Below are 23424 nucleotides of genomic sequence, written 5' to 3'. Positions count from 1 at the left end.
CCGGTTTATCACCGACACAATGGATCCACGTGTGACTCAATAATCGCTTGAACTACCGGGACGGCACTGCCGACCAGCCGCTCGTTCCAAAACGGACAGATCTCTCCACAGCAAGGAAACATCCGCACGCTATTGACTTTGTCGCACCAACCCGAACGTCTTTTTATTCTTCTTCCATAAACGGATAACCAGTGCTGGTAGCCGGGATGAAGGTCTCTTTTACGGTGCGGGGCGAAACCCATCTCAGCAAATTGGTATAGAAGCCGGCCTTGTCATTGGTTCCGGAGGCCCGGCCCCCACCAAAAGGCTGTTGGCCGACGACGGCGCCGGTGGGTTTGTCATTGATGTAAAAGTTGCCTGCCGCATGTTCGAGTGCGGTCATAGCCAGGGATATTGCCGCTCTATCCCTGGAAAAGATCGCACCGGTAAGGGCATACTTCGAGGACCGGTCGCATAACTCCAAGGTTTCCCGGTATGCGTCGTCTTCATAGACATAAACGGTAAGCACCGGGCCGAATATCTCTTCGACCATCGTTTTGAAATGTGGGTCTTCGGTGTAGATTACCGTAGGTTCTATGAAGTATCCGACCCGATCATCCGAGCCGCCACCGATGATGATCTCAGCACTGCTGCTCTGGCTGGCGTAATCGATAAACCCGGTTATTGCTGCAAACGCCTGCCGATCTATCACCGCGTTTACGAAATTTTGAAAATCCTGGGGTGCGCCAATCTTTAGCGAACCGATCTCCCTTTCCAACCCGGCCTTGATCTCTTTCCATAAGCTCCGCGGTACATAGGCCCTGCTCGCCGCCGAACATTTTTGCCCCTGGTATTCGAAGGCGCCCCGAACCAATGCGGTAACGACCTGCTGTATATCGGCTGAACGGTGCACGAAAACGAAGTCTTTACCGCCGGTTTCCCCGACAATACGCGGATAAGAGGTATACGTCTCGATATGCTCTCCGATGGTCTGCCACATCTGCTGGAATACCGCGGTCGAGCCGGTAAAGTGCACGCCTGCGAGATGGCGATCCTTGAGACATATATCCCCTACCGTTCTTCCGGATCCGGGTATAAAGTTGATTACCCCGGCCGGCAGACCGGCTTCTTCGAGAATCTGCATAAAGAGATACGGGGTATAGACACTGGTGGAAGCGGGTTTCCAGACGACGCTATTTCCCATGATTGCCGGCGCGGTCGGGAGGTTTCCGGCGATGGCCGTAAAGTTGAAGGGCGTCACGGCAAAGACGAACCCTTCCAACGGGCGGTGCTGGACATAATTCCACGTTCCCGGTGCAGAGCGTGGCTGCTCACGGTATATCTGCTCGGCGAAAAAGACATTGAACCGGAGAAAATCAATGAGTTCGCAGGCCGCATCAATCTCTGCCTGAAAAACATTCTTGGAGGTCGACAGCATGGAACCCGCGTTGATCAGGTAGCGATACGTCTGCGCGAGCAATTCGGCCGCTTTCAGAAATATCGCGCAGCGCTCCTCCCACCTCATTGACTGCCAGGTTTTCCGGGCGTCAAGCGCTGCATCGATCGCTTGACGAACCTCTCTAGCTGAGGCTTTATGGTAATCGGCCAGCACATGACCATGGTCGTGCGGCATGACCACCTGTCCCATATCATCAGTGGTAATTCGCTGGCCGCCAATAATCAGAGGAATTTCTATGCGCTTTGCAGCTAGTTCAGTCAGCGCTTCTTTCAGTTTTCGGCGCGCTTCGCTGCCTGGTGCGTAATCGAGTATGGCTTCGTTTTCTGGGTATGGGGTTTCGATGACTGCATTGTTGAGGAGATTCATCATGGTCACCTTGGTTTATCGAATAGATTGTCTGAAAGGCGGTGCTTCGCTGTCTCGAAGCCACGATCTGCGGCTCGGGGCCAGTCAACCAGTCAAGCCGGCTGGCACGGAGGACTTCGTTGTTTTCTCTGACGTCCCGTTACGACAGTGGCGAGAATGTATCAGCCGGCATCGTTAGTCCGTTATTTTGACGTTTGATTCTTGTAACGTATTGCAGTTATCAGCCACTCCGGCCGTGATGAAAAATTGTGTCGGGTGCGTGCTTGATCGCCCACCGGCAGAAACAGATTATCCCGGCTTCTGCCCTCAACTATCAGCATGTTTCAGCGTGTTGTCGAGCTGTTATGAAAAGGAGTGCGGGGAAAATGCGCTGCCCTGGGTTCTTCGGTCTCGACCGAAAAACAGGTGCTGCCGTTTTTGGTAGAAAAGCAATCAACCACCTGATATGGCGGGAAAAACATCCACTTGATCACCGTTGTGTACCAGATCTTCCTGGGAGATGAGCCTCCCACCGCGCACGGCGATTACGCCGCCGATATCTACCGCCGTTTTTTGGGCACATAATTGCAATACCCTGGAAAACGGCACGGGCTCATCAATATCCAGGGAGACCGTGCCCATTTCAGACAGTTTGAAGACAATCGTCACCATTGCATTGCCTGAAGGGTTTCCTCGTCGGTGAAATCGATTACCTCACCTGTTTCAGGTTGTTTTTCGACGTAAAACGTCTCGGCAAAGCGATGATCGGCAATGGTAATACCGGCATCTGTGTTGAATTGGTGCTCTATCCGCAACGTTTTCTTGACCATATCGTCAAATTGCTCGCCGCTGACTTCGACTCCATATCTGGCAGCAATCAGATCAAGTAGCGGAGTCATATCGTTGCGCACGGAATAGCGGACGAAATTACACGTTCCCATGGCGTCCATACGAGAGCCGATGACCTGGAATTTCTTTGAAAGGTCGACCTTTCCCTTTTTCGTCAAGGTATCTTCTTCGTCCCGGAGCGTAAAGCCGAAGGTGTGGTCTGCCCCCATGGGTGAAGAGAGATAGGTCATAGCCATGCCTTTCGATCCGCGCGGCTCGTAAGCGGGTATCGCCTGACCCAAAACATGAGGCGCATGTTTCACGCCCAGTACTTGGGCGGCAATCTTACAGCCGGAAGCGATGATTCTTCCAAGTGGTGTCAGGTGACGGATCTCTTCCATCATTGCCACGGCGGCCTTGTCGTCGCCAAATTCGGCGAGGCCGGCTTCCATGGCCACGCCTATCGCAGCGCCGCAGTCGAGCGTGTCCACCCCGACATCATTGGCTATGCGGTTCATTTCGGCAATTGTGTCGAGGTTCTTGAGGCACAGATTGGATCCCATCAGCGCCATGGTTTCGTATTCTATCGGCGAGCACAACAGATGACCTTCCTTGTCCGGATAAACGTTTGAGCACATGATGGCACATGGCAACATGCAGGCGTGCTGGGTCTTGCCCTCGCCATCACGCTCCTTGATCGTGTCATACAGTGCCTGGGCGTTGATCCGTTCGGCTCCCTCCATTACGCCATGTCTGAAGTTCTGGGTTGGCAACACCTTGAGGGCCTGGCAGATATCGACCATGGCCGATGTGCCATACTTGGTGAACTTGGAGGAAATCGGATTCTCTTTGAGTAGCTTGATGATCTGCTTTGCCGCGGCGTTGAATTTTTCCTGATCAACATAGTCAGGTTTGCGATCGCCATCATCGAGAATAACCAGGGCGATGATTTTTTTCGAGCCCATGACTGCGCCGAGACCGCCGCGGCCGGCATAGCGCGAGCATACGCCATGCGGATCGGAACAGGCAATGCCGGAAGCGTAAAGAAGGTTCTCGCCTGCCGGGCCAATCGTGATGCACCCGGCTTTGCTACCAAATTTTTCGCTGAGCAGGTCTGATTTTTCATATACTCCTTTGCCGGCAAGAAAGGACCCATCGAGAAACTCAGTCCCCGTCCGGCCGATCACAACAATTCTCCACCCACTATTCGGGGGAGGAGTCCCTTCAAGAGCGATGCAACGCAGTCCCTGCTGGGCCATGCGAGTTGCAACAATACCTCCGGCGTTGCTCTCCTTGATTCCGCTGGTCAGGGGACTTTTGCCGCCGATGCTGAGTCGGTTCGAGCTCGAGACGTTGGTTCCACTCAGGGCGCCATTACAGAAAAACAGCTTGTTCTCCTGGCCGAAAGGATCACATTTCGGGTTGACTTCTTCACTGACCAGATGGGAAGAAAGCGATCTGCCGCCGAGCAGGTACTCCAGGGAATCACTGGTTTCCTTGGTAACCGTTTCAGTTGCGGTGTCGATGCGTAACATGCTGAACATTGTGTACTCCTGCTGAAATTCTGGTTCTCTTGTCGATAGTTGTCTTTCTGTCCCCTGGAGCACGTCCTGGCAGTGCATGCTCGCCGGAGTCCGATGGCATGACATGATCGGGGATTTGATTTTTTCTAACCGTTATCCTTTAACGAAAATGGCTTTCATGATGACGCTTGCCATTTTGGGATTTTCCTTGACCCTCCGTGTGCAGTAGCCGAACCATTGTTTGCCGAAGGGTACGTAAACCCGCATCGGGTGCCCCTGATCAACCAGGGATTTACGCAGTGCCGGGGTGACACCGTAAAGCATCTGAAACTCGTAAAGATCCTTAGGGACCTTGTACTTCTCAATGAGCTTGAGTGCGCCATCGACAACCGGCTTATCATGGGTGGCGATTGCCGGGTACATCCCTTCCTGCATCATCAGTTCGATGTCTTCAATGAAATGCTGATTGACTTCGTCATATTTTTTGTACGAAATCGCCGCCGGCTCCACGTAAATCCCTTTGCACAGCCGAAGATTCAGCGGATATTCAGCGCTGTGCAGATCTTTCAGGTTCTTGATGTCCTGGTGTGTCCTTTTCAGGTACGCCTGCAACACAAGTCCGACATTGCCAGGGAATTCCGCTTTCAGTCTTCTAAAAAGCTCAATCTCCAGATCGGTGCAGGGAGAATCCTCCATGTCGATGCGAACAAAATTACCGTGTGAAGCAGCCTTGGCAACGACTTCTCGGATATGCCGGTATGCCGCTTCCTTGTCTATCAGCAAACCGAAAAAAGTCGGTTTGAGACTGTAATTTCCCTGGACACCGGCCTTCTCGGTAACTTCGATGACTTCGAGGTATTCACGCTTGTTGGCCTCGGCCTCGCCGAGGTTTTTGATGAATTCACCGAGAACATCAATGGTTGTCTTGATACCTTCGTTGTTGAGATCTTTCGCGGCCCTTACCGCATCTTCGATCGTCTCGCCGGCGATATATTCTTTGGAAAATTGCCAGACGAGCGCCTGGGGCATATACGGCAGGATATTTGATATCAACTTGTTCAGCACGTTCTCAGCTCCTTCTGTTCTGGTTTGTCAACGCACATTCCAGCGGCCGGGGATGATCCTTTGGGGACCAATGGCCGGAGGACCGGGTCATACCGATTGCGGGCGTCATGCTCTGTCCCTTCGGCAAGCGATTACAAACTATCTGTCACCCGCGACGATGGTACGACAGACGACTTTCTTGCACCAACACGAAAACGCTATAGACACTTGTTTTGTACGCTACTTTCCCGAGCCCTGTCAAGGATTTTCCGTCAATGGTTTAACCATTTGCGTTTCTGACGATATTTCAAGGAGCTTTAAAAAATAGGCATTCCCTTCAAGATCGAGGCGCATAAGAACATTCCACCCAGGTATATATAAGATATTAAATGTATATAATGTGATTTCGAAACAATGAGATTGGGCGAAATGACAATTTTTCAAGGATCCTTTTAGCAAAAGAAACGCTCCGAGCTGGCGCACCGCCCCTCTTCAAAAGTGCGCTCCCGGATGAGCGACCATTCAAGCGTGCGAGTTCATGAGCCTTACGACCAGCACAAAGAGCGTTGCCAGGCATTCTTGCTATTGCCAAATGATCTCCATTTTGTTAAATGATTCGGCTATGTTGAAAATATCATGAGTGACCGAGCCCGCATTGAACGAGACTGTCGTGCCTTCGATGATTCGCCGATAAGGCTGCAAAAACGTATCCTCGTGCTTGCCGGTTGAACCCGATTTTTTTTCTATTCACGGCTGCCTCAAGACATCTATGCGCTCCGGCCGAGACGATCTCAACGGCAACGAAGACGAGCATATCAATGGACGAAAACAAAACGGTTAATATTGTAAATGATTACAGGTTAGAACCGGGTGACGGAGAGCATATTGTTTATCATCCGATCCTGGCCACATCTGTTTACCTCAATGATACAGGTGCCATTATCTGGCAATTATGCGATGGCACACGAACAGTTGCAGAAATTATCGCCGTGCTGACCGAATGTTATCCGGAAAGCGCTCAAGAAATCAGGTGGGGAGTCAGAGAACTGCTCTCAACACTTGTAGAAAAGCAGATCGCAACGATGACGTAGAGATTCTTGCGGTGTCAATCGGTATAACATCTCAATTGAGAGTGCTGCTTCCGGCCACGGGGCTTCTGTTTTTCACAGCAGTTACACCACTGGCATGATAATATCCGGCATTCTGGGATTATGCGCGCGCGATGTCGGCACCGACGAGACCGCATCCCGGAGGGCAGCCAGTGCCGGCTCCGGCAATTTCAGTCTGATCTTCGAAATGACGTACCGGAGCTGTGATAACTGCGGCATCTGTCGCCAATAGCGACTCAACGGGAGCAATCACCGTCTATGACAATTCTTCCGGACAAAAAGGCGGTGTGGTCAGGACGATAACTGCTACCGGCGATATTAAAGGGAGATGCTACTCAAAGTCGAACCCAACCGTGCCCATTGATTTTACCGGTTATGCCATTCAGGTTCACGGTGGCTGATCCACTGGTAAAACGACGGTAAGACCAGACCACGGGTCCCGCCCTGGAAAAAAGAAGTGAAAATCGGAATTTTGCCTTCTTTTTTCCAAAGGTGGCCCGATTATCGACTCCCTATCGATTGACCAATGCGTGCTGCAGGTTGGTCGCCAGCAGTTCGAGAAATGCTTCGGTGTCGAGAAATTCCTGATCGCTGCCGACCAGCAGGGCCAAATCCTTTGTCATCGCTCCCGATTCGACCGTTTCCACGCAGACCCTCTCGAGTGTTTTGGCAAAGGAGCTGACCTTTGGCGTACCATCGAAGATACCGCGATAATCAAGTCCTCTGGTCCAGGCGAAAATGGAGGCGATCGGATTCGTCGAGGTCTTGTTTCCTTTCTGGTACTCACGGTAGTGCCTGGTGACCGTGCCATGGGCCGCTTCCGCCTCGATGGTTCCGCCGTCTTCGGTCATCAGGACCGAGGTCATCAAGCCGAGTGAACCGAACCCCTGCGCTATCGTGTCGGACTGCACATCACCGTCGTAATTTTTACAGGCCCAGACGAACCCTCCCTCCCATTTCATCGCACAGGCGACCATGTCGTCGATCAGGCGGTGTTCGTAGGTTAATCCCGCCTCTTTGAATAACGCGGCAAATTCGGCGTCGAATACGTCTTGGAACAGATCCTTGAATCTGCCGTCATACTGTTTGAGAATGGTATTTTTGGTTGACAGATAAACCGGCCATTTCAGTGACAGACCATAGTTGAAGCACGAGCGGGCAAAACCGCGAATCGATTCGTCCAGATTGTACATGCCGAGGGCACAACCGCTCCCCGGGAACGTAAAAATTTCGTGCCGGATTGGCTCGCCGCCATCCTCCGGTTCGAAGGTCATGGTCAAGGTGCCGGGACCGGGAACGAGAAAATCGGTGGCCCGATATTGATCACCGAAGGCGTGCCTGCCGATGACGATCGGTTTTTTCCAGCCGGGAACGAGACGCGGGATGTTGGCACAGATGATTGGCTGTCGGAAGACCGTGCCGCCGATGATATTTCTGATTGTCCCGTTTGGTGATCGCCACATCCGTTTCAGACCGAACTCCTTGACTCGGCCCTCATCCGGCGTGATGGTGGCACATTTGACGCCGACCCGATAGTACTTGATGGCCTCGGCAGCATCAACGGTAACCTGGTCGTCGGTGCGGTCGCGGTTTTGAATCGACAGGTCATAATATTTCAAGTCGATGTCAAGATACGGCAGGATCAGCCGCTCTTTAATAAACGACCAGATAATCCTCGTCATCTCATCACCGTCGAGTTCGACGACGGGCTGTTTTACCGTGATTTTTTTCATGCCAATCTCCCTTGAGTGGTGGTGAGGTTCGACCGGGATAATACCAATTGATCGTGGTGCTGCAAAGCTCGGATCATCTTCTACAGCGATAAAACGGCGCCCCTCTTTATTCGAAGGGGATGTGGTATCCGGCACGAAATTTCCGGCAGACGGACAGGTTGTCCTTGAATTTCTGGCCAAAGTAATCTAGACAATACCAGGCTGCCGACGCCCGTGCCCCGTCGATATTCTCTCAGAGCGCGGACCTTCGGTTGCCACCTGGCTCGCCGGGCTCTGTCACGTTTGCCGGCGGCACGGCCTAGAGAAATCGGTTGCCGGCCTACCGGCGATGACAATTCATAATCATTACCAGATAGTGTTGCCAATGCTTGCACATCATCAACGCATCGTCATTACCGGTGTCGGCCTGGCCGCCCCAGGAGCTTCGAATCTGCACGAGTTTCGCAAACAGGTGCTAGACGGGAGAAGTGGTATTCAGGAAATCGACCTGCGCTATTTCGGTACAGCTCCTGCCGGCCTTTGCTCGATCCCGGAAACCAAATACCGAAAGAAGAAAGAAAATAAGAAAGGAACCCGGGCGGGTTGCCTCGGCGTCTATTGTGCCCATGAGGCCCTGCTTGATGCGGGTCTCGAACAGAGTGTCTATGACAAGGCACGAACGGGTGTCTATATCGGTTTGACCGAACACGGTAACGTGGAGACGGAAAATGAGATCTACCACCTGAAACAATACGATTACGACGTTGCCTACTGGTCACACCATCACAACCCACGTACCGTTCTCAACAATCCGGCCGGCGAAATTACCGTGAGTCTTGGTATTACCGGGCCCCATTATTCGATTGGAGCAGCCTGTGCGGCAGGCAATGCTTCGTTGATCCAGGGGGTGCAGATGTTGCGCCTGGGAGAGGTCGACATGGCGCTGGCTGGAGGTGTTTCCGAATCAACCGGCTCGTTTGGTATCTTCGCCAGTTTCAAGGCCCAGGGAGCGCTGGCTGAGGCCGCCGCCCCAGAGCAGGCATGCCGCCCCTTTGACCAAAAGCGAAACGGTATTGTCGTCTCCGAGGGAGCCTGCATCTATGTACTCGAGCGGCTGGACCGCGCGCTGCAGCGTGGCGCCCGCATTTATGGGGAAATAGTCGGCTACGGGATGAATTCCGATGCCAAGGATTTCGTATTGCCGTTTGATCAACGTCAGGCCGAGTGCATGGAACTGGCACTGGCGAAAGCCGGTCTACGCCCCGATCAGATCGATATCGTCAGCACCCACGCCACCGGAACCAAACAGGGTGATGCCGAAGAGTGCCGGGCGATTCGCTCTGTTTTTCAGGGAACCGGCAGCCCCTTTATCAACAACACTAAAAGCATTATTGGCCATGCGATGGGAGCCGCCGGCGTGCTGGAACTTGCAGCCAACCTCCCTTCTTTCGATGATCAGCTTGTTCATCCGACCATCAACCTGGACGATCCCGATCCGGAGTGCCTGCTGGAGAACCTGGTCGTCGGAGAACCGGCCCAGGGAAGCACGCTGTCAACGATACTCAATAACTCCTTCGGCATGCTCGGCATTAACTCGGCGGTTATCGTTCAGGCTTACCGCGGCAGCAGCTGAGAGAAGAGCGCGGTTGAGGAAAAAAAGTATTAAATAGTCGAAGAAAATATGTTATAAGAAGAGTTTTGCGAAATTGCCAAGCAATAGCGACAAATTATTGCCTCTCTCACGATGAGCAAACCCCGTAGGGGCGTTGGAGATCTTTCATGACACGTGCTGATATAACAGATTTGATCGTTGAAATAATAGCAGATATTGACGATGAGGCAGATTTTGACAATCTGGATCCGGAAAAGCCGTTGCGCGATCAACTCGATCTCGACTCAATGGATTTCCTCGATATCGTCATGGAGTTGAGAAAACGATACAAGATCCAAATTCCGGAAGAAGACTATCCGCAACTCGCCACTCTCAACAGTTGTGCCACCTATCTCGAACCGATGTTGAAAGACGTTTGATCCGTGCATGCCCGTTTTGTGGTTATCGGCGGCGGGCTGTCCGGTCTTGCCGCTGCCGTCAGATTAGCCAGATTCAACGAAAACGTCCTTCTTCTTGAACAGCACTCCCGCGTCGGCGGTCTCAATTCATACTATTATCGCAACAGCCGGCTGATCGAAACCGGGCTGCACGCTATAACCAACTATAGCGAACGATCGCAACGACACACTCCGTTGAATCGCCTGCTCCGTCAATTGAAAATCAGACGGGAGGAAGTCGGGATCCACCAGCAACTCGGATCAGCTGTCCGTTTTCCCCAGTGTACGCTCAGATTCAGCAATGATTTCGGATTATTGCAAGAAGAAATAGAGCGCTGTTTCGGTGCCCAGGTCGACGGTTTCAATCGTTTTGTCGCCCATCTCGACACCATCAATCCATTTCTCGCAACACCCTTTATTTCGGCACGCCAGGTCGTCTCCACTTATATCACCGATCCGTTGCTGGTCGATATGCTGCTTTGCCCAATGTGCTATTACGGGTCAAGCATCGAAAACGATGTTGATTTTCACCAATACGTGATCCTGTTTCGGGCAATCTTCCAAGAAGGATTGTTTCGTCCCCGAGCCACCATCAGGGAGTTCCTGGAATTGCTGACCGACCGATTTACGGCATTCGGCGGCACGCTTCGGCTAAAGACCGGAGTCAAGCGCATCGTTACCAGAAACAATGCGGTCGCTGCGCTGGAGTTGGACAATGACGAGATCATCACTTGCGAGCAGGTGGTGAGCACCATCGGTCTTGACGAGACGCTCCGTTTGCTCGGAGAGACTGATCATCGGCCGCAACGAGGACAGCGCCTGGCCTTTAGCGAATCGATCTTCGTGGTTCAAGCTGGTGTCCGGCAGCGGGTGCCCGACGATACGGCCTGTCTTTTTTTCAGTGCGCACCATCCGTTTATCTACCAGCGCCCGACCGATGCTGTCGATTTTCGCAGCGGCGTCATTTCCCTGCCGTTCAACTTCAATGGGCTCCACGGCGATAGAGACACGCTGGAAATCAGAACAACCCACCTGGCCAATTACGACCTCTGGCGCGAAGCGACCACGGAGCCTGAGCGCTATCGCCGGCTGAAGGAATCCTCCGTCAAACAATCGCGGCAGCTGGCGGAATCGCTCATCGGCCCCTTCGCCGACTTGATTCTTTTTCACGACTCTTTTTCCCCTCTGACCATCGAGCGCTATACCGGCAAACGAGAAGGGGCTATTTACGGCAGTCCGGCCAAGGTCAAAGATGGTCTGATCGGTTACGAAAACCTGATTCTGGCGGGAACGGATCAGGGATACCTCGGAATTATCGGCGCCCTGTTGAGCGGCGTCTCGATGGTCAACAACCATCTGCTCATAAACCACCAGCCTTCTCCGACTCGTGAGGATTGATGCCGACCCATTTTAAATACTGTAAAGATCGATACGACGCCGTTGTTATCGGTTCCGGTCTCGGAGGCCTGACCACAGCCAATAGATTGGCCCGGTGCGGCCATCGTGTCCTGTTGCTTGAACATCACCATCGCCTCGGCGGTCTGGCTACCTGGTTCAAACGCAAAGGACACATTTTCGACGTTTCTCTGCACGGCTTTCCCTACGGGATGGTGAAGACCTGCAAGAAGTACTGGAACCGGGAAATAATGAACTCGATCGTCCAGTTACGCGATATCGTTTTCGATAATCCACAGTTTTCTTTGAAGACGACCTTTGACAAGCAGGATTTCGCCGCGCTCTTGACCAACCGTTTTGGCATCGACCCGAAACGTATCGAAGCCTTTTTCCGGCGTGTCGATACGATGAATTTTTATGACGACCGGACGATGACCACCCGCGAGTTGTTCGAAGAGTTCTTCCCCGGCCGTAGCGATGTCCATCGACTGCTGATGGAACCGATCACCTATGCCAACGGGTCGACGCTTGAAGACCCGGCCATTACCTACGGTATCGTTTTTTCCAATTTTATGAACCGCGGTGTCTTCACCTTCCAGGGGGGAACCGATCAACTGATAGCGTTGATGACGCGGGAACTTGAAAAAAATGGGGTCACGATCTGCACCGGCGCCAGGGTCGATCGAATCGAGACCAAAAACGGTAGGACGACCGGAGTCAACGTCAACGGGCGTACTATTGGTGCACCTGCTGTCGTGTCCAACAGCGGTATTACCAACACCATCTACAATCTGGTCGGCACCGATTGCTTTACCGACGAATTTCTTGAACAGGCCGATCGGATCCGGGTGAATAACTCGAGTTGCCAGGTCTACCTCGGCATTCGTCCTGACACCTCGATCGAGATGATCGGCGATTTGATCTTTTCTTCCCGCTCACCAGTTTTCGACTCAGCCGAATTGCTCGACGTCAATACCCGGTCGAAGACCTTTTCCGTCTATTATCCAAAGACCAGACCCGGCCACGATCGATATACCATCGTCGCCTCGATGAACAGCCGTTATGAAGACTGGTCGAAACTCGATGAGGAGCACTATCGTCTGGCGAAAGTCGCGTTGATCGACAGGACGTTGGACGATCTTGAGCGCTACGTACCGGAGATACGCGCCAAGATCGACTGGCAGGAAGCGGCAACGCCGAGGACCTTCAACCGCTACACCCTGCACACGAGAGGAACCTCTTTCGGTACCAAATTCGAAGGACTCGATGTCTCCCGCTCAATCTTCAAACAGATCGGCGGCCTCTTTCATGTCGGCTCGGTCGGAATTATCATGTCCGGTTGGCTGGGCGCCATAAATTATGGTGTTATCGTGGCTAATGATGTAGACAGTTATTTGCGCAGCATCGAAAAGGTATGAACTCCATGCAAGAATTCCTGCAGCAAAAGGCGATCGTAACCGGCGCCACCCGCGGTATCGGCCGGGCTATTACCCGTGCCCTGCTCGACCGTGGCGCTACCGTTTACGGCCTTTACGGCAGCGATCAATCGGCGGCGGCCGAGTTGGCCGATCAGTGTCAGAACGCTGGAGATCGGCTGCAGTTGGTCCGTTGCAATGTCGCCGACCATGAAGCCGTCGGTGAATTTTATGCCACGTTCGAGGCGGCGCACGATACACTCGATATTCTCGTGAACAATGCCGGCATCCGGCGTGATCAGTTGCTGGCGCTGATGGATATCGACACCTGGCAACGCGTGATCGACGTCAATCTGACCGGAACCTTCAATATGTGCAAATATGCGGTGCCACTGATGCTCAAGCAAAAGTATGGTCGCATCATCAGTGTCACCTCGCCAGCCTCCTATCTTGGTTTCAGCGGTCAGGGCAATTATGCCGCCGCCAAGGCCGGACAGATCGGTCTGACGCGAACCTTGGCGAAAGAAGTGGCACGCAAGAAAATCACCGTCAATTGCGTTTCGCCCGGCTTTGTCGACACCGACTTTATCGGCGATCTCTCCGACGAACAGCGCGCCGCTTACCGAAAGATGGTCCCCATGAGACGGTTCGGTACCGCCGAGGAGATTGCCGACGCGGTAATTTTCCTGGCATCCGCACGGGCGTCCTATATAACAGGAGCGGTGATCGATATTAACGGAGGTATATAAGATGGACACCACTATTTCTTCGTTGATCCCCCACCGCCCGCCGTTTCTCTGGGTGGACAAGATTATTACAAAGACAATGAATTCGATAACGGCGGAGAAGAAGATTCCGGAAAACCTCGATGTCTTTACCGGACACTATCCGGGACACCCCCTGCTGCCGGGTGTATTGCTCTGCGAGGCCATTTTCCAGACCGGAGCACTCCTGGTGGCCTCGGTTCTGGAAAAAGCCGGGGATTACCAGAGCACAAAAATCCCGGTACTTACCAAGATTACCATGGCAAAATTCAAACGACAGGTAATGCCGGGTGAAACCGTCCAGATGACCGTAGATCTTGTCGAGACGGTTGCCTCCGTCTGTTTTTTCAAAGGGACGGCCAGAGTGAACGGAAAAGTGGCGGCCAAAACCGAATTCACCTGCGCGCTGGTAGCTCCGTAGTTTTTTCTAGATAACTACCTGCCATAACATCTGTTTTTTGATAAACGAGCTGTTGACCTTTTGCTCAAAAAAGGTCATACTCTGTGCGGTTTGTCCACGCTAGACAAAAGCTTTTTACCTACCCCGGCCGGAGATGTGCCCCGAGCCCCCGATTACTTAAAGGAACGCATATCGTGCAACTGTCACTCACCCAAATGATCATTCATGCCGGACCGATCGGTCAGACGGTCATGGCGCTGCTGCTTTTCTTCTCCGTGGGTTCATGGTCTATCATTTTCATGAAAAGCCGGCTATTCCGAAACGCCCGGCTCGATTCCGAAGATTTCCTCGAGGCTTTCTGGTCGTCGAAAACGCTGAGCGAAGCGAGCACGGCTGCCGAGGAGTATGCCTATAGCCCGGAAGCTGCTGTTTTCAAGGCAGGGTTCAACGAGTTGAAAAAGATCAATAGCATCAGAAATCGTGGCGACGAAGCCGGCAGAGAAACTCTGGAAATGCAATTGGCAACCATGGATAATCTCAAGCGGGCGCTTCGCAAGGCTGAGAACGAACAGGTCAGCAAGCTCGGGAGTCTGCTTCCGTTCCTCGCGACCACAGGCAGCGCTACCCCGTTCATCGGATTGTTCGGCACCGTCTGGGGAATCATGATTTCGTTTCATGACATCGGACAACGGGGGTCGGCCTCGCTGGCAGTCGTTGCACCTGGTATTTCAGAAGCACTCGTGGTCACCGCTGCCGGCCTTGCGGCGGCTATTCCAGCAGTAATTTTCTACAATTATTTTGCCAACAAGCTCATCGGAGTGCATGACACAATGCAGAATTTTTCCACCGATTTCCTCAATCTGGTCGAACGTGATTTACTCAGCCGTGTCTGAGAGGTTGTAACCATGGGAATGTCAACTGGAAACGGGCGAAAACAACTGATGGCGGACATCAATGTCACGCCACTCGTCGATGTGATGCTGGTGCTGCTGATCATTTTCATGATCACCGCTCCGATGATGACCCAGGGACTTGATGTTGATCTCCCCGAAACAACGGCCAAATCTCTTCGGCAAGACGATGACCCGATTGTCGTGACCATCGACAAGGACGGGGTGATCGGCCTTGGTAATTTGGAGGGGATCAGCCAGAAAGTCTTGTTGCAGGAGCTTGCCAAAGTTGGGAGTACAGACACGGACAAACCGATCTACCTCAAAGCAGATAAGGCGGTTCCTTATGGTATCGTGGTTTCGGTGATGGCTGATATCAAAAAGGCCGGATTCGACAAACTCGGTATGGTGACCCAACCTTCCGTTGAAGAAAAGCCATAGCATCGTGACCAAGCAGTACAGCGTTACATACGACGGTAGAAACCAATGGTTGCTGCCGCTCAATCTGGCGATCGGTTTTCACCTGCTGATCGCTTTCAGTATTATTTTTCTGCCGGGGATGTTCAAGTCAACACCGCGCTTTGAAGATATCTACAGCGTCGATTTGATTTCTCTGGCCGATCAGCCGACACCGCAGCCGCAAGCAGCTGCCGAACCGCCCCCTGCCGAACCGGTTAAACCCGAGCCGGAAGCGGTTTCCATCGCTCCTGAAACCGTTGCACCGGCACCAAAACCGGTTGACCCTGTTTCGCTCAAGCCGCTGAAAAAGAAAATCAAGAAAACCGTGGTACCAGAGGAAAATCAGGAGCAAAACCGCCAACGCGAGGCGGAACGTCTGCGCCGACAACGATTGGCCGAAGCACTGCGTGCCGAACAACAGGCAGCGGAACAGGCCCGGATAGCTGCTGAAGAAGCTGCCAGGGCACAAAAACTGCTTGAACAGCAACTGACCGAGATTCGCAACCAGGCGCAACGCTCTGCTTCGTCTACTGCTCGGTCCGGGTCAGCAAGCACATTGACGATCCTGGAGCGGCAGTATTATACGGCCATCGTCAATCGCATTACGCAATTCTGGGCCCTGCCTGAATTCAAGCGATGGGATCCGTCGACCCAGGCCGTCGTCGTCATAACGATCTCTCAAAATGGGACGATTACGAACCATTTTTTCGAAAAACGATCAAATGATCCGGTATTCGATCAATTCGTCAGCAAAGCCGTTCAGGATGCCAACCCGCTGCCGGCTATTCCCCCGGCTCTGAGAAAAAACAGTTTCGAAATCGGTCTACGATTTTCGCCCGGCAGTATTAATTAAACCGTGAGTGATGAGCTTCCATGAAACGATTACTGATGCCCCTGCTCTGTCTGTTTCTGTTGGTACCGATTACCGCTGATGCCCAGCGGGTCTATCTCGATATCACATCACCCGATGCCCGGAAAATTCTTTTTGCCGTCCCCTGGTTCCAAAACAGCGGTCTGGCTACAAGCCAACAGGCCTATGGCCGAAATCTGGCCGTAACCTTGGCCAAGGCGCTTGAATTTCACGGAATCATAGACATTGCTTCATCCGCCGCCCAACAAGGTTCCACCGCTGACGACTGGAAACGTCTCGGCGTCGATTATGCGACCGTCGGCAGATATACCATCGCCGGAGACCAGATCTCCCTTGAGATCAGATTGTTCGACGCGGCAACCGGCGACATGTTGCTCGGCAAGTCATACAACGGTCCATCGACACAAACCGATGTGATGCTCTTCAAGTTCACCGATGCGGTAATTAACGAATTGACCGGTAAATCCGGGATTGCCGGCACGCAGATCGCATTTGTCTCACAACCGCCGAACAAACGGGAAAAGGAGGTATTCATCACCGACATTCTCGGGCGCTCGTTGCGGCAGGTAACCAGACACCAGAGCCTGATCGTCTCACCCCGGTTTTCACCGGACGGCGTTTTCCTGGCCTATACGTCCTATCACAGCGGCAACCAGAATCTTTACATCACCGATCTGCGGCAGGATAAAACAACAAGGGCCCTGTCACGTCGGCCCGGCATGAATCTGGCCCCGGCTTGGGCGCCGGATGGCAACTCGATGATCGTGACACTCTCGCACAACGGTAACCCGGACCTGTATCTGATCAATCGTAGCGGCGAGATCCTCAAGCAAATCACCCGCAACGCCGGGATCAATGTCTCTCCGGTCTTCTCCCCGGATGGCCGCCATATCGTCTTCGTTTCCGACCGGAGCAAGAAACCGCAACTGTACCTGATGGAACTGGCTACCGGCAACACCCAGCGGATAACCTACGAAGGGTCGGAAAATGCGGAACCGTCGTGGTCGCCCACCGAAGACCTGGTGACCTATTCCAGCCTGCGCGGCGGAATTTACCAGATATGCACCGTCAACCCCTTCAAGGACAGATCGGAGACACAGATTACCACCGATCAGACCCATCATGAGTCACCGTCTTGGTCACCGGACGGTAACCAGATCATCTTTGCAAAAAGAGATGGCGCCGGCCATAAGATCTATGGAATAATGAAAAACGGTTCATATCAACGCCTGCTTTTCTCGCTTCCCGGCAGTCAGTCGTATCCGCGTTGGCAGATAAAGACCTACTAACCTTTTTGCTTTATCAACGATCATGAAAAAAATTCCATTTACCGTTCTTTGCGCCTTTATCGTATCTCCGCTGCTGGTTCAATGCGCTTCCCAGGACGATCTCAATCAGATTCACTACCAGTTGCGCATGCTCAACAAAAAGGTGACTGACCTGGAGTCATCGACCATCGACGAACTGCAGAAGCGTCAGGCCAATTCTGTCAATCAAATCGATCGTCTGCAACAGGATCTGCTGGAATTGCGCAGCGGCCTGGAAGAAACCGGGCACCTCAACCGCCGGCTCAACGAACAGAGTAAGGAGTTGGAAACAGCCTTTCGTAACTATACCCGGCAGGAAGAGGAGAAACGCCTTACCGAAATGCAACGTCTCGAACAGGAAATTTCGCAAAAGGATTCGCAACTCGAGACACTTGCCGAACAGTTGAAAGCGCAGCAGGAAAACCTGCAGGCGATTCAACAGGCCCGCGTCGAAGAAGCAAAGCGTAAGGCCGCTGCTGCGGCAAAAGCAGCTGAAGAAGCCCGCCGGCGTGCGACAGCAGCTTCGACGAGCGGCGGCTCCATTCCTGCCATCAGAGCTGATAAAGTAAAAAAAGTACTGGCCCCGATAGCGGTTACCACGACGGCTCCGACGACGGTTGCGGAACCGCCGGTCCGTCAAGCCGAGGCCGCCACGCCGGCGCCGACGTCGACACCGACGGCTTCAGCAGGCGATGCTGCCCGGGCCAAAAGCCTTTTCGAACAAGGCAAATACCGGGATGCGTACAACGTCTTCGAGCAATTGGCTCAATCAGCCAATACCGTCGAGACGGTTGAGGCCCGTTATATGATGGGGGAATGTCTGTTCGCACTGAAGGAGTTTGATCAGGCTATTCTCGACTATCAGACCATCATTACCAACTATCCTTCCAGCGCCAAGGCGCCCACTGCCATGTTTCGGCAGGCTCTTGCCTTCGAACGCCTCAATGACCAGGATACGGCGAAAATTCTCTACAAGAAACTCATCGCCTCCTACAAGGATTCTCCGGAAGCAAGTCAGGCTCAGGAAAAACTGGCAAGCATGTAGTTGACCGGGAGTCGTATCAGCATGTTCAGCAGGTGAGTCGGACCAGAAAACAGCGGCTTGACGAGTTGCTCGTCGAGCGCAGGCTTGTCGAACGACGCGATCAGGCCGAACAGCTCATCCGGGCCGGCAAGGTACTAGTTGCCGAAGTTGTTGCCGATAAACCGGGCCGAACATATCCCGAAAATGTCGTCATCCGCATCCGGCAGCAACCAGCCTATGTTTCGCGCGGCGGCATAAAACTCGCCGGAGCGCTGGATCGTTTCGCCATTGATCCGTACGGCTGGGTTTGCGCCGATATCGGCGCTTCGACCGGGGGGTTTACCGACTGTCTACTGCAACACGGCGCCCGCATCGTTTACGCCGTCGATGTCGGTTATGGCATCCTGCACTGGAAATTGAGGAGCGATAAGCGAGTCGTCGTGCGGGAGCGATGCAATGCCCGCCATCTGACCGCACGCCAGATCGAGCGGACGCTCGATCTGGCGGTACTCGACACTTCCTTTATTTCCCTGACCAAACTGATTCCACCGCTGTTACCGCTGTTTAGCGAGAAGATACGGATTGTTGCGTTGGTCAAACCGCAATTCGAAGTGCGTCCGGAACGGGTCGGACGCGGCGGGATCGTTAGCGACGCACAGACACAACAGGAAGCTGTGGCCGCTATTCGCGACTTCAGCGTGTCTTTGGGGTTGTCCTGCGAAGGAATTGTTGCTTCGCCGATAACCGGAACCAAGGGCAATCAGGAGTATTTACTGTATCTGACGGGGTGCTCCCGCTCCGGGTAGTCCTCGTTCATCCTTTTTTTAGTCGCTCAATCAATTCAAGCATTGCTTCACTCTCTCTTTGAATTGCAGGGTCGGCCTGAGGTGCGCCAATCACCTCCTTGAAGTTGGCTTGTGCGAGATCGAGCTTGCCTTCGTAGAGGTTGAACTTACCGAGGAAGAAGCGTGCCTCGGCTTTCTTCCCCTGGTGGCTGAGAATCCGGCCCAGGTCGAAGAAGGCGCTTGAGAACTCGGGCATCCGCGCGACCACCTCGCGCAACAGATATTCCGCCCGCTCAAGTTCCCCGATTTTTTCCAGGACGCCGGCGAGGTGAAAGGCGGTGTACATATCGGTCGGCTGTTCCCGCAGCGCCGTCTCCAGCAGATCCCGGGCCTGCTCGAAATCTCCTTGCTCGGCAAGAATAATGGCTTGATCGACACGGAGAATACGCTGTCGCGGCAGCGTCGCGATAACCTCGTTCAGTAGTGAGAGTGCCTGTTCGTAGTTGTTCTCCCGTCGAAAGATCTGGGAGAGTCCATAACGGGCCATCGTCTTGCTGAAACTCGTCGATCTCGAATCATTGAGGCGATTGGCAAAGTAGGCTTTTGCCGCGGCATTGTCCTCGACCAGAGCCATGATCCGGTACTTGAATCGAAGAAAAGAAAAGTCTTTCGTTTGATCCGGAGCCTCGCTCGCCCCTCCTTCCGCGGCAATCAGGGACTCGACATAGTCGAGACGCGCTTCCGGATCCGGGTGAGTAAGCAGGTATTGGGGAACCTGCCCCATTCGATAGCGAGTGATTCTGCGCATAGTCTGCAGCATTTTACGCTGACCGTCCGGGTTTCTGCCAAGTTCCTTGAGCCAGTGGTAGGCAAGCAGATCCGCTTCTTTCTCGTCTTCTCTGCTGAAATAGAGCTGGGCGCTCTGTCCTGCAGCAAGGGACCCGGTTAACAGCGCCTGGGACGCGGCACCGCCGCCTCCCAAGGCGATGGCGGCCAGAGCGGCGCCGAGGGCGGCAATATTGACGATCGTTCCCTTTTTCATCCGAGAGGCCAGATGCCGTTTGGCCACATGGCCGATTTCGTGGGCTATTACCGATACCAGCTCGTCTTCGCTATCCATGGACTGGATCAGTTCGGTATAAAAGAAAATCAGCCCTGAGGGTGCGGCAAAGGCATTGAATTGTTTGCTTTTGACGATGAAAAAGCGGTATTCGAAAAATTGAATGCCGGCAACGTCGAGGACCTCCTGGCCGAGATCATTGATGTATCGATGCAGGTCAGGATCGCCAATGATCGGAAAGGCGGAGCGCACCTGGTAGAGCAGCTTTTCGCCAAGCTCGCGTTCTTCACCGATGGTAAAGGCTCGGGCCGTCGGCAGGGAACCGGAATGGACGAGAAGGACGACGAGCAGGATAGTGATCCCTTGTTTGATCTTGTTGCGCATCAGATGCTGCGAATCCAGGTTAATAATCGCTGCTGTCCCTCAGCCAGTGAGACGATCGGCTGGTATCCTATGTCGCGTAGGGCCTTGGCATGGGAAAAATAGTGTGACCTGGACAGTTGTTCAGCGAGAAATCGTGTCATTTTCGGTTCACCTCGCAGGTTCAACGAACGATAGACTGTTTCCAGCAGTGCTCCGGCGCAATAGGCCAAAGGTCTGGCGACACGGCGGCGCACCGGCGGTATCTGCAACTCGGCAAACAGCTCGTTGATCCACCGCCAAAGTTTTACCGGATGCTCCTGTCCGATAAAATATGCCTGACCACCGCATTTGTCACTCTTTTCCAGACACTGCCAGGCAAGCAGGTGGGCATGGACGACATTGTCGATATAGCTGATATCGACCTGATTGGTGCCGTCGCCGACAATGCTCAACTCTCTCCGCCTCCCCCGGTCGACGAGACGTGGAATCAGATGGGGATCTCCCGGTCCCCAGATCAGATGCGGTCTAATGGCGCAGGTTTTCAACCGTTCCGAATTGGCGGCCAGAACCTGATGTTCGGCTCTTGCTTTGCTGCGCGCGTAATGGCAGAGAAAATTGTCAGAATACGGCAGCGTCTCGTCGCCACCGGTAATATCGGCGCGATCAAAGACTACCGACGGTGTCGATGTATAGACCAGCCGGGCAACCCCATTTTCCCGGCAGGCCTGGATAACGTTGACGGTTCCGTGCACGTTGGTCTGTTCGTACTCCTGCCGCCGCCCCCAGATACCGGCCTTGGCGGCGACATGAAACACTGTCTCGACATCGCGGCAACTGCGCCGGACGCAGTCGAGATCGGTGATATCGCCGATCAGGCTGCGGCCGCCGTGTCTTTCCAGTTCCGGATAATAATGCCTTGCCAACGCGGTGACGCGGTGGCCCTGCTCGCAGAGCCTGGCAACCAGGGCGGAACCGACGAAACCGCCGCCGCCGGTGACGAGTATCGTATTCATCGTGACAAGCGAAGTTGACGTTGTGCCCAGATTTTCAGTTTTTCACGAAAAATCTTGGCATTGTGGCGAATATCCACCGGAAACGAGGGATGGACGAGAATGTGCTCGATCCGCTTGGTCAACGGATGGTGGCCGACCAGCTGCATGACTTCATCGATCACCTCCTGCTTACGTCGTCGCACGCTCGTTTCCAGTTCGATGATTATCACCGGAATTTCCCAGCCGCGGTCGGTATCGACTCCGACGAGAGCTGAACGAAAAACGTCGGGATGGACGTTGATGACGGCCTCGCAGCAAATCGTATAGAGGATCCCGTCACGACTTCGGACTCGGTGGGCCTTTCTTCCGCAAAACCACAGCCTATCCTGCTCGTCCAGGTAGCCGACATCGCCCATTCGATGCCAGAAACCTGAATCGTCGGGGATTTTTGCAAACGTTGTCTCATAACTGTTATTCTCGTACGCTCGGGTTACCACATCTCCCTTGACGATGATCTCGCCGATCTCATCCGGTCCACATTCCCGACACGCTGAAAACGAGGCAAAGGCCTCATCAGAACAGGCGATTACCTTCAGGTCGATCCCGGGCAAGGCTTGGCCGACGCAGGCTCCCCTACCCTGCTTGGTCTGCGACCAGGTCTGAGCGATAATTTCTTTGCCTTCGATGGAAACGATCGGCAGGCTTTCCGTCGCCCCGTACGGAGTGTGGATTTTTCCGTCAGGGGCAATGATTTCCGCCACCGCGGCGACCAGTTCGCCACTGACCGGGGCACCGGCCATCAACACGGTTTTCAAGGTCGGACATGATCGCTTGTGGAGATGACACCACCTGCTCACCACTTTCCAAATGGCCGGCGAACCGAAGGAATAGGTGACGCCGTAACGATTGATCGAGGCAACGAATTTTTCGGGATCGACCTGGGCCGGCCGGGTCGGATCCATATCCGGAATCACGGCTGTTGCTCCAAGAGCAGCGGAAAACAGGGCAAACAGTGGAAAACCCGGTTGGTCGATATCGCCCGGTCCGATGTTGTAAAACGAACGAATATGCTCCAGCTGGGCGGCGAAAATGCGATGTTCAAAACGGACCCCTTTGGGGGGGCCGGTCGAACCCGTCGTAAAGATAATGGCTGCCAGAGAGTCTTCATCCGGCACGAACTCGGGGTGGGCCAATGAGCCGTGTCGGGCCGCCTGTTTCTTGACATCCGTCGTGCCCAAGCCGGGTGCCGGACCACAGGAGAATCTTCTCCTGATCGTGCGAAACGGCCGCGGAAACAGGCGGCTGAGCAGGATGACGGCAGGGATGCCGAGCAGATGATCGGGCCTGACCGACTGGATACAGCGCAACACATTGCGATAGCCCATGCCGGGGTCGATAAGGATGACCGGTGCCCCGAGGTGAAACAGCGCGAAGGCCAGCGAGATGAAATCAGCCGAGGGCCGGACCATCAGCATGACCCGATTCCCCTCGTCGACACCGTTCACGGAAAGAAACGAGGCGTAGCGGCGGGCACTTTCGTCAAGTCGTTGAAAACTCAAGCTACGGCCGCTGCGCGCCTCAATGAGCCCGGTTTTTTCGCCGTGCTGTCGGGCAACAGCGGTCAGTGTGGCAGCGATGTTGTTCATGGTAG

General features: G+C 53.7%; 21 protein-coding genes. 13 read left to right on the top strand and 8 right to left on the bottom strand.

Annotated features, from left to right (window positions below):
* Positions 1-163: 163 nt before the first annotated feature.
* From pruA to BUC26_RS05085, 4 genes are all read right to left on the bottom strand, one after another.
* A complete protein-coding gene (gene pruA / locus BUC26_RS05100; RefSeq protein WP_073373893.1) occupies positions 164-1804 on the bottom strand; it encodes an L-glutamate gamma-semialdehyde dehydrogenase in 1641 nt (546 codons plus the stop codon).
* 432 nt (positions 1805-2236) lie between these two features.
* Complete coding sequence (locus BUC26_RS05095; RefSeq protein WP_073373891.1) at positions 2237-2455, bottom strand: ubiquitin family protein; 219 nt, start codon at positions 2453-2455, stop codon at positions 2237-2239.
* A complete protein-coding gene (locus BUC26_RS05090) occupies positions 2449-4155 on the bottom strand; it encodes an aldehyde ferredoxin oxidoreductase C-terminal domain-containing protein (protein ID WP_073373889.1) in 1707 nt (568 codons plus the stop codon). The genes BUC26_RS05095 and BUC26_RS05090 overlap by 7 nt, the downstream gene beginning before the upstream one ends.
* Before the next feature lie 132 nt (positions 4156-4287).
* The gene (locus tag BUC26_RS05085) at positions 4288-5199 is read right to left on the bottom strand and encodes a proline dehydrogenase family protein (protein ID WP_073373887.1); all 912 of its coding nucleotides are present in this window, start codon (positions 5197-5199) and stop codon (positions 4288-4290) included.
* 797 nt (positions 5200-5996) lie between these two features.
* On the opposite strand from BUC26_RS05085, the gene BUC26_RS05080 reads away from it, so the two are divergent.
* A complete protein-coding gene (locus tag BUC26_RS05080; RefSeq protein ID WP_073373885.1) occupies positions 5997-6269 on the top strand; it encodes a PqqD family protein in 273 nt (90 codons plus the stop codon).
* A 530-nt stretch (positions 6270-6799) separates the two neighbouring features.
* Here BUC26_RS05080 and BUC26_RS05075 read toward each other — a convergent pair.
* Positions 6800-8020: an NADP-dependent isocitrate dehydrogenase gene (locus BUC26_RS05075; protein ID WP_073373883.1), complete on the bottom strand. Its 1221-nt coding sequence runs from the start codon at positions 8018-8020 to the stop codon at positions 6800-6802.
* 364 nt (positions 8021-8384) lie between these two features.
* Here BUC26_RS05075 and BUC26_RS05070 point away from each other — a divergent pair, with 364 nt between their 5' ends.
* The 12 genes from BUC26_RS05070 (at position 8385) to BUC26_RS05015 (ending at position 19379) form a co-directional block, all read left to right on the top strand.
* On the top strand, positions 8385-9632 hold the full coding sequence (locus BUC26_RS05070; RefSeq protein WP_073373881.1) for a beta-ketoacyl-[acyl-carrier-protein] synthase family protein: 1248 nt from the start codon (positions 8385-8387) through the stop codon (positions 9630-9632).
* Between the two features lie 146 nt (positions 9633-9778).
* A complete protein-coding gene (locus tag BUC26_RS05065) occupies positions 9779-10030 on the top strand; it encodes an acyl carrier protein (RefSeq protein WP_073373879.1) in 252 nt (83 codons plus the stop codon).
* A 3-nt stretch (positions 10031-10033) separates the two neighbouring features.
* Entirely contained in the window at positions 10034-11446 is a 1413-nt protein-coding gene (locus BUC26_RS05060; RefSeq protein WP_073373877.1) for a phytoene desaturase family protein, read from the top strand.
* Entirely contained in the window at positions 11446-12861 is a 1416-nt protein-coding gene (locus BUC26_RS05055; protein WP_073373876.1) for a phytoene desaturase family protein, read from the top strand. Before BUC26_RS05060 ends, BUC26_RS05055 begins: the two co-directional genes overlap by 1 nt.
* Positions 12858-13607 (top strand): SDR family oxidoreductase, encoded by a 750-nt coding sequence (locus tag BUC26_RS05050; RefSeq protein ID WP_244155792.1) that lies wholly within the window; start codon positions 12858-12860, stop codon positions 13605-13607. The genes BUC26_RS05055 and BUC26_RS05050 overlap by 4 nt, the downstream gene beginning before the upstream one ends.
* A gap of 1 nt (position 13608) precedes the next feature.
* Complete coding sequence (gene fabZ, locus BUC26_RS05045; protein WP_073373872.1) at positions 13609-14043, top strand: 3-hydroxyacyl-ACP dehydratase FabZ; 435 nt, start codon at positions 13609-13611, stop codon at positions 14041-14043.
* 173 nt (positions 14044-14216) lie between these two features.
* Positions 14217-14915, top strand: coding sequence for a protein TolQ (gene tolQ / locus BUC26_RS05040; RefSeq protein WP_084540461.1), 699 nt, complete (start codon positions 14217-14219; stop codon positions 14913-14915).
* Between the two features lie 48 nt (positions 14916-14963).
* On the top strand, positions 14964-15353 hold the full coding sequence (gene tolR, locus BUC26_RS05035) for a protein TolR (protein WP_244155791.1): 390 nt from the start codon (positions 14964-14966) through the stop codon (positions 15351-15353).
* Positions 15337-16224 (top strand): energy transducer TonB, encoded by an 888-nt coding sequence (locus BUC26_RS05030; RefSeq protein ID WP_143165913.1) that lies wholly within the window; start codon positions 15337-15339, stop codon positions 16222-16224. Before tolR ends, BUC26_RS05030 begins: the two co-directional genes overlap by 17 nt.
* Before the next feature lie 20 nt (positions 16225-16244).
* Entirely contained in the window at positions 16245-17531 is a 1287-nt protein-coding gene (locus BUC26_RS05025) for a DPP IV N-terminal domain-containing protein (RefSeq protein ID WP_073373867.1), read from the top strand.
* Between the two features lie 22 nt (positions 17532-17553).
* The gene (locus tag BUC26_RS05020) at positions 17554-18594 is read left to right on the top strand and encodes a tetratricopeptide repeat protein (RefSeq protein WP_073373865.1); all 1041 of its coding nucleotides are present in this window, start codon (positions 17554-17556) and stop codon (positions 18592-18594) included.
* A 32-nt stretch (positions 18595-18626) separates the two neighbouring features.
* Entirely contained in the window at positions 18627-19379 is a 753-nt protein-coding gene (locus BUC26_RS05015; RefSeq protein ID WP_073373863.1) for a TlyA family RNA methyltransferase, read from the top strand.
* A gap of 7 nt (positions 19380-19386) precedes the next feature.
* Here BUC26_RS05015 and BUC26_RS05010 read toward each other — a convergent pair whose 3' ends face one another.
* The 3 genes from BUC26_RS05010 to BUC26_RS05000 are packed head-to-tail and all read right to left on the bottom strand — an operon-like array spanning position 19387 to position 23419.
* Positions 19387-20802, bottom strand: coding sequence for a beta-barrel assembly-enhancing protease (locus tag BUC26_RS05010; RefSeq protein ID WP_073373861.1), 1416 nt, complete (start codon positions 20800-20802; stop codon positions 19387-19389).
* Positions 20802-21794: an NAD-dependent epimerase/dehydratase family protein gene (locus BUC26_RS05005; RefSeq protein WP_073373859.1), complete on the bottom strand. Its 993-nt coding sequence runs from the start codon at positions 21792-21794 to the stop codon at positions 20802-20804. The genes BUC26_RS05010 and BUC26_RS05005 overlap by 1 nt, the downstream gene beginning before the upstream one ends.
* The gene (locus tag BUC26_RS05000; RefSeq protein ID WP_073373857.1) at positions 21791-23419 is read right to left on the bottom strand and encodes a fatty acid CoA ligase family protein; all 1629 of its coding nucleotides are present in this window, start codon (positions 23417-23419) and stop codon (positions 21791-21793) included. Before BUC26_RS05000 ends, BUC26_RS05005 begins: the two co-directional genes overlap by 4 nt.
* Positions 23420-23424 lie beyond the last annotated feature (5 nt).

The sequence above is a fragment of the Desulfofustis glycolicus DSM 9705 genome, from assembly GCF_900130015.1.
Taxonomy (GTDB): Bacteria; Desulfobacterota; Desulfobulbia; order Desulfobulbales; family Desulfocapsaceae; genus Desulfofustis; species Desulfofustis glycolicus.
The sequence above is the reverse complement of the archived record's forward strand: the minus strand, read 5'-3'. Positions and strand labels throughout refer to the sequence as shown.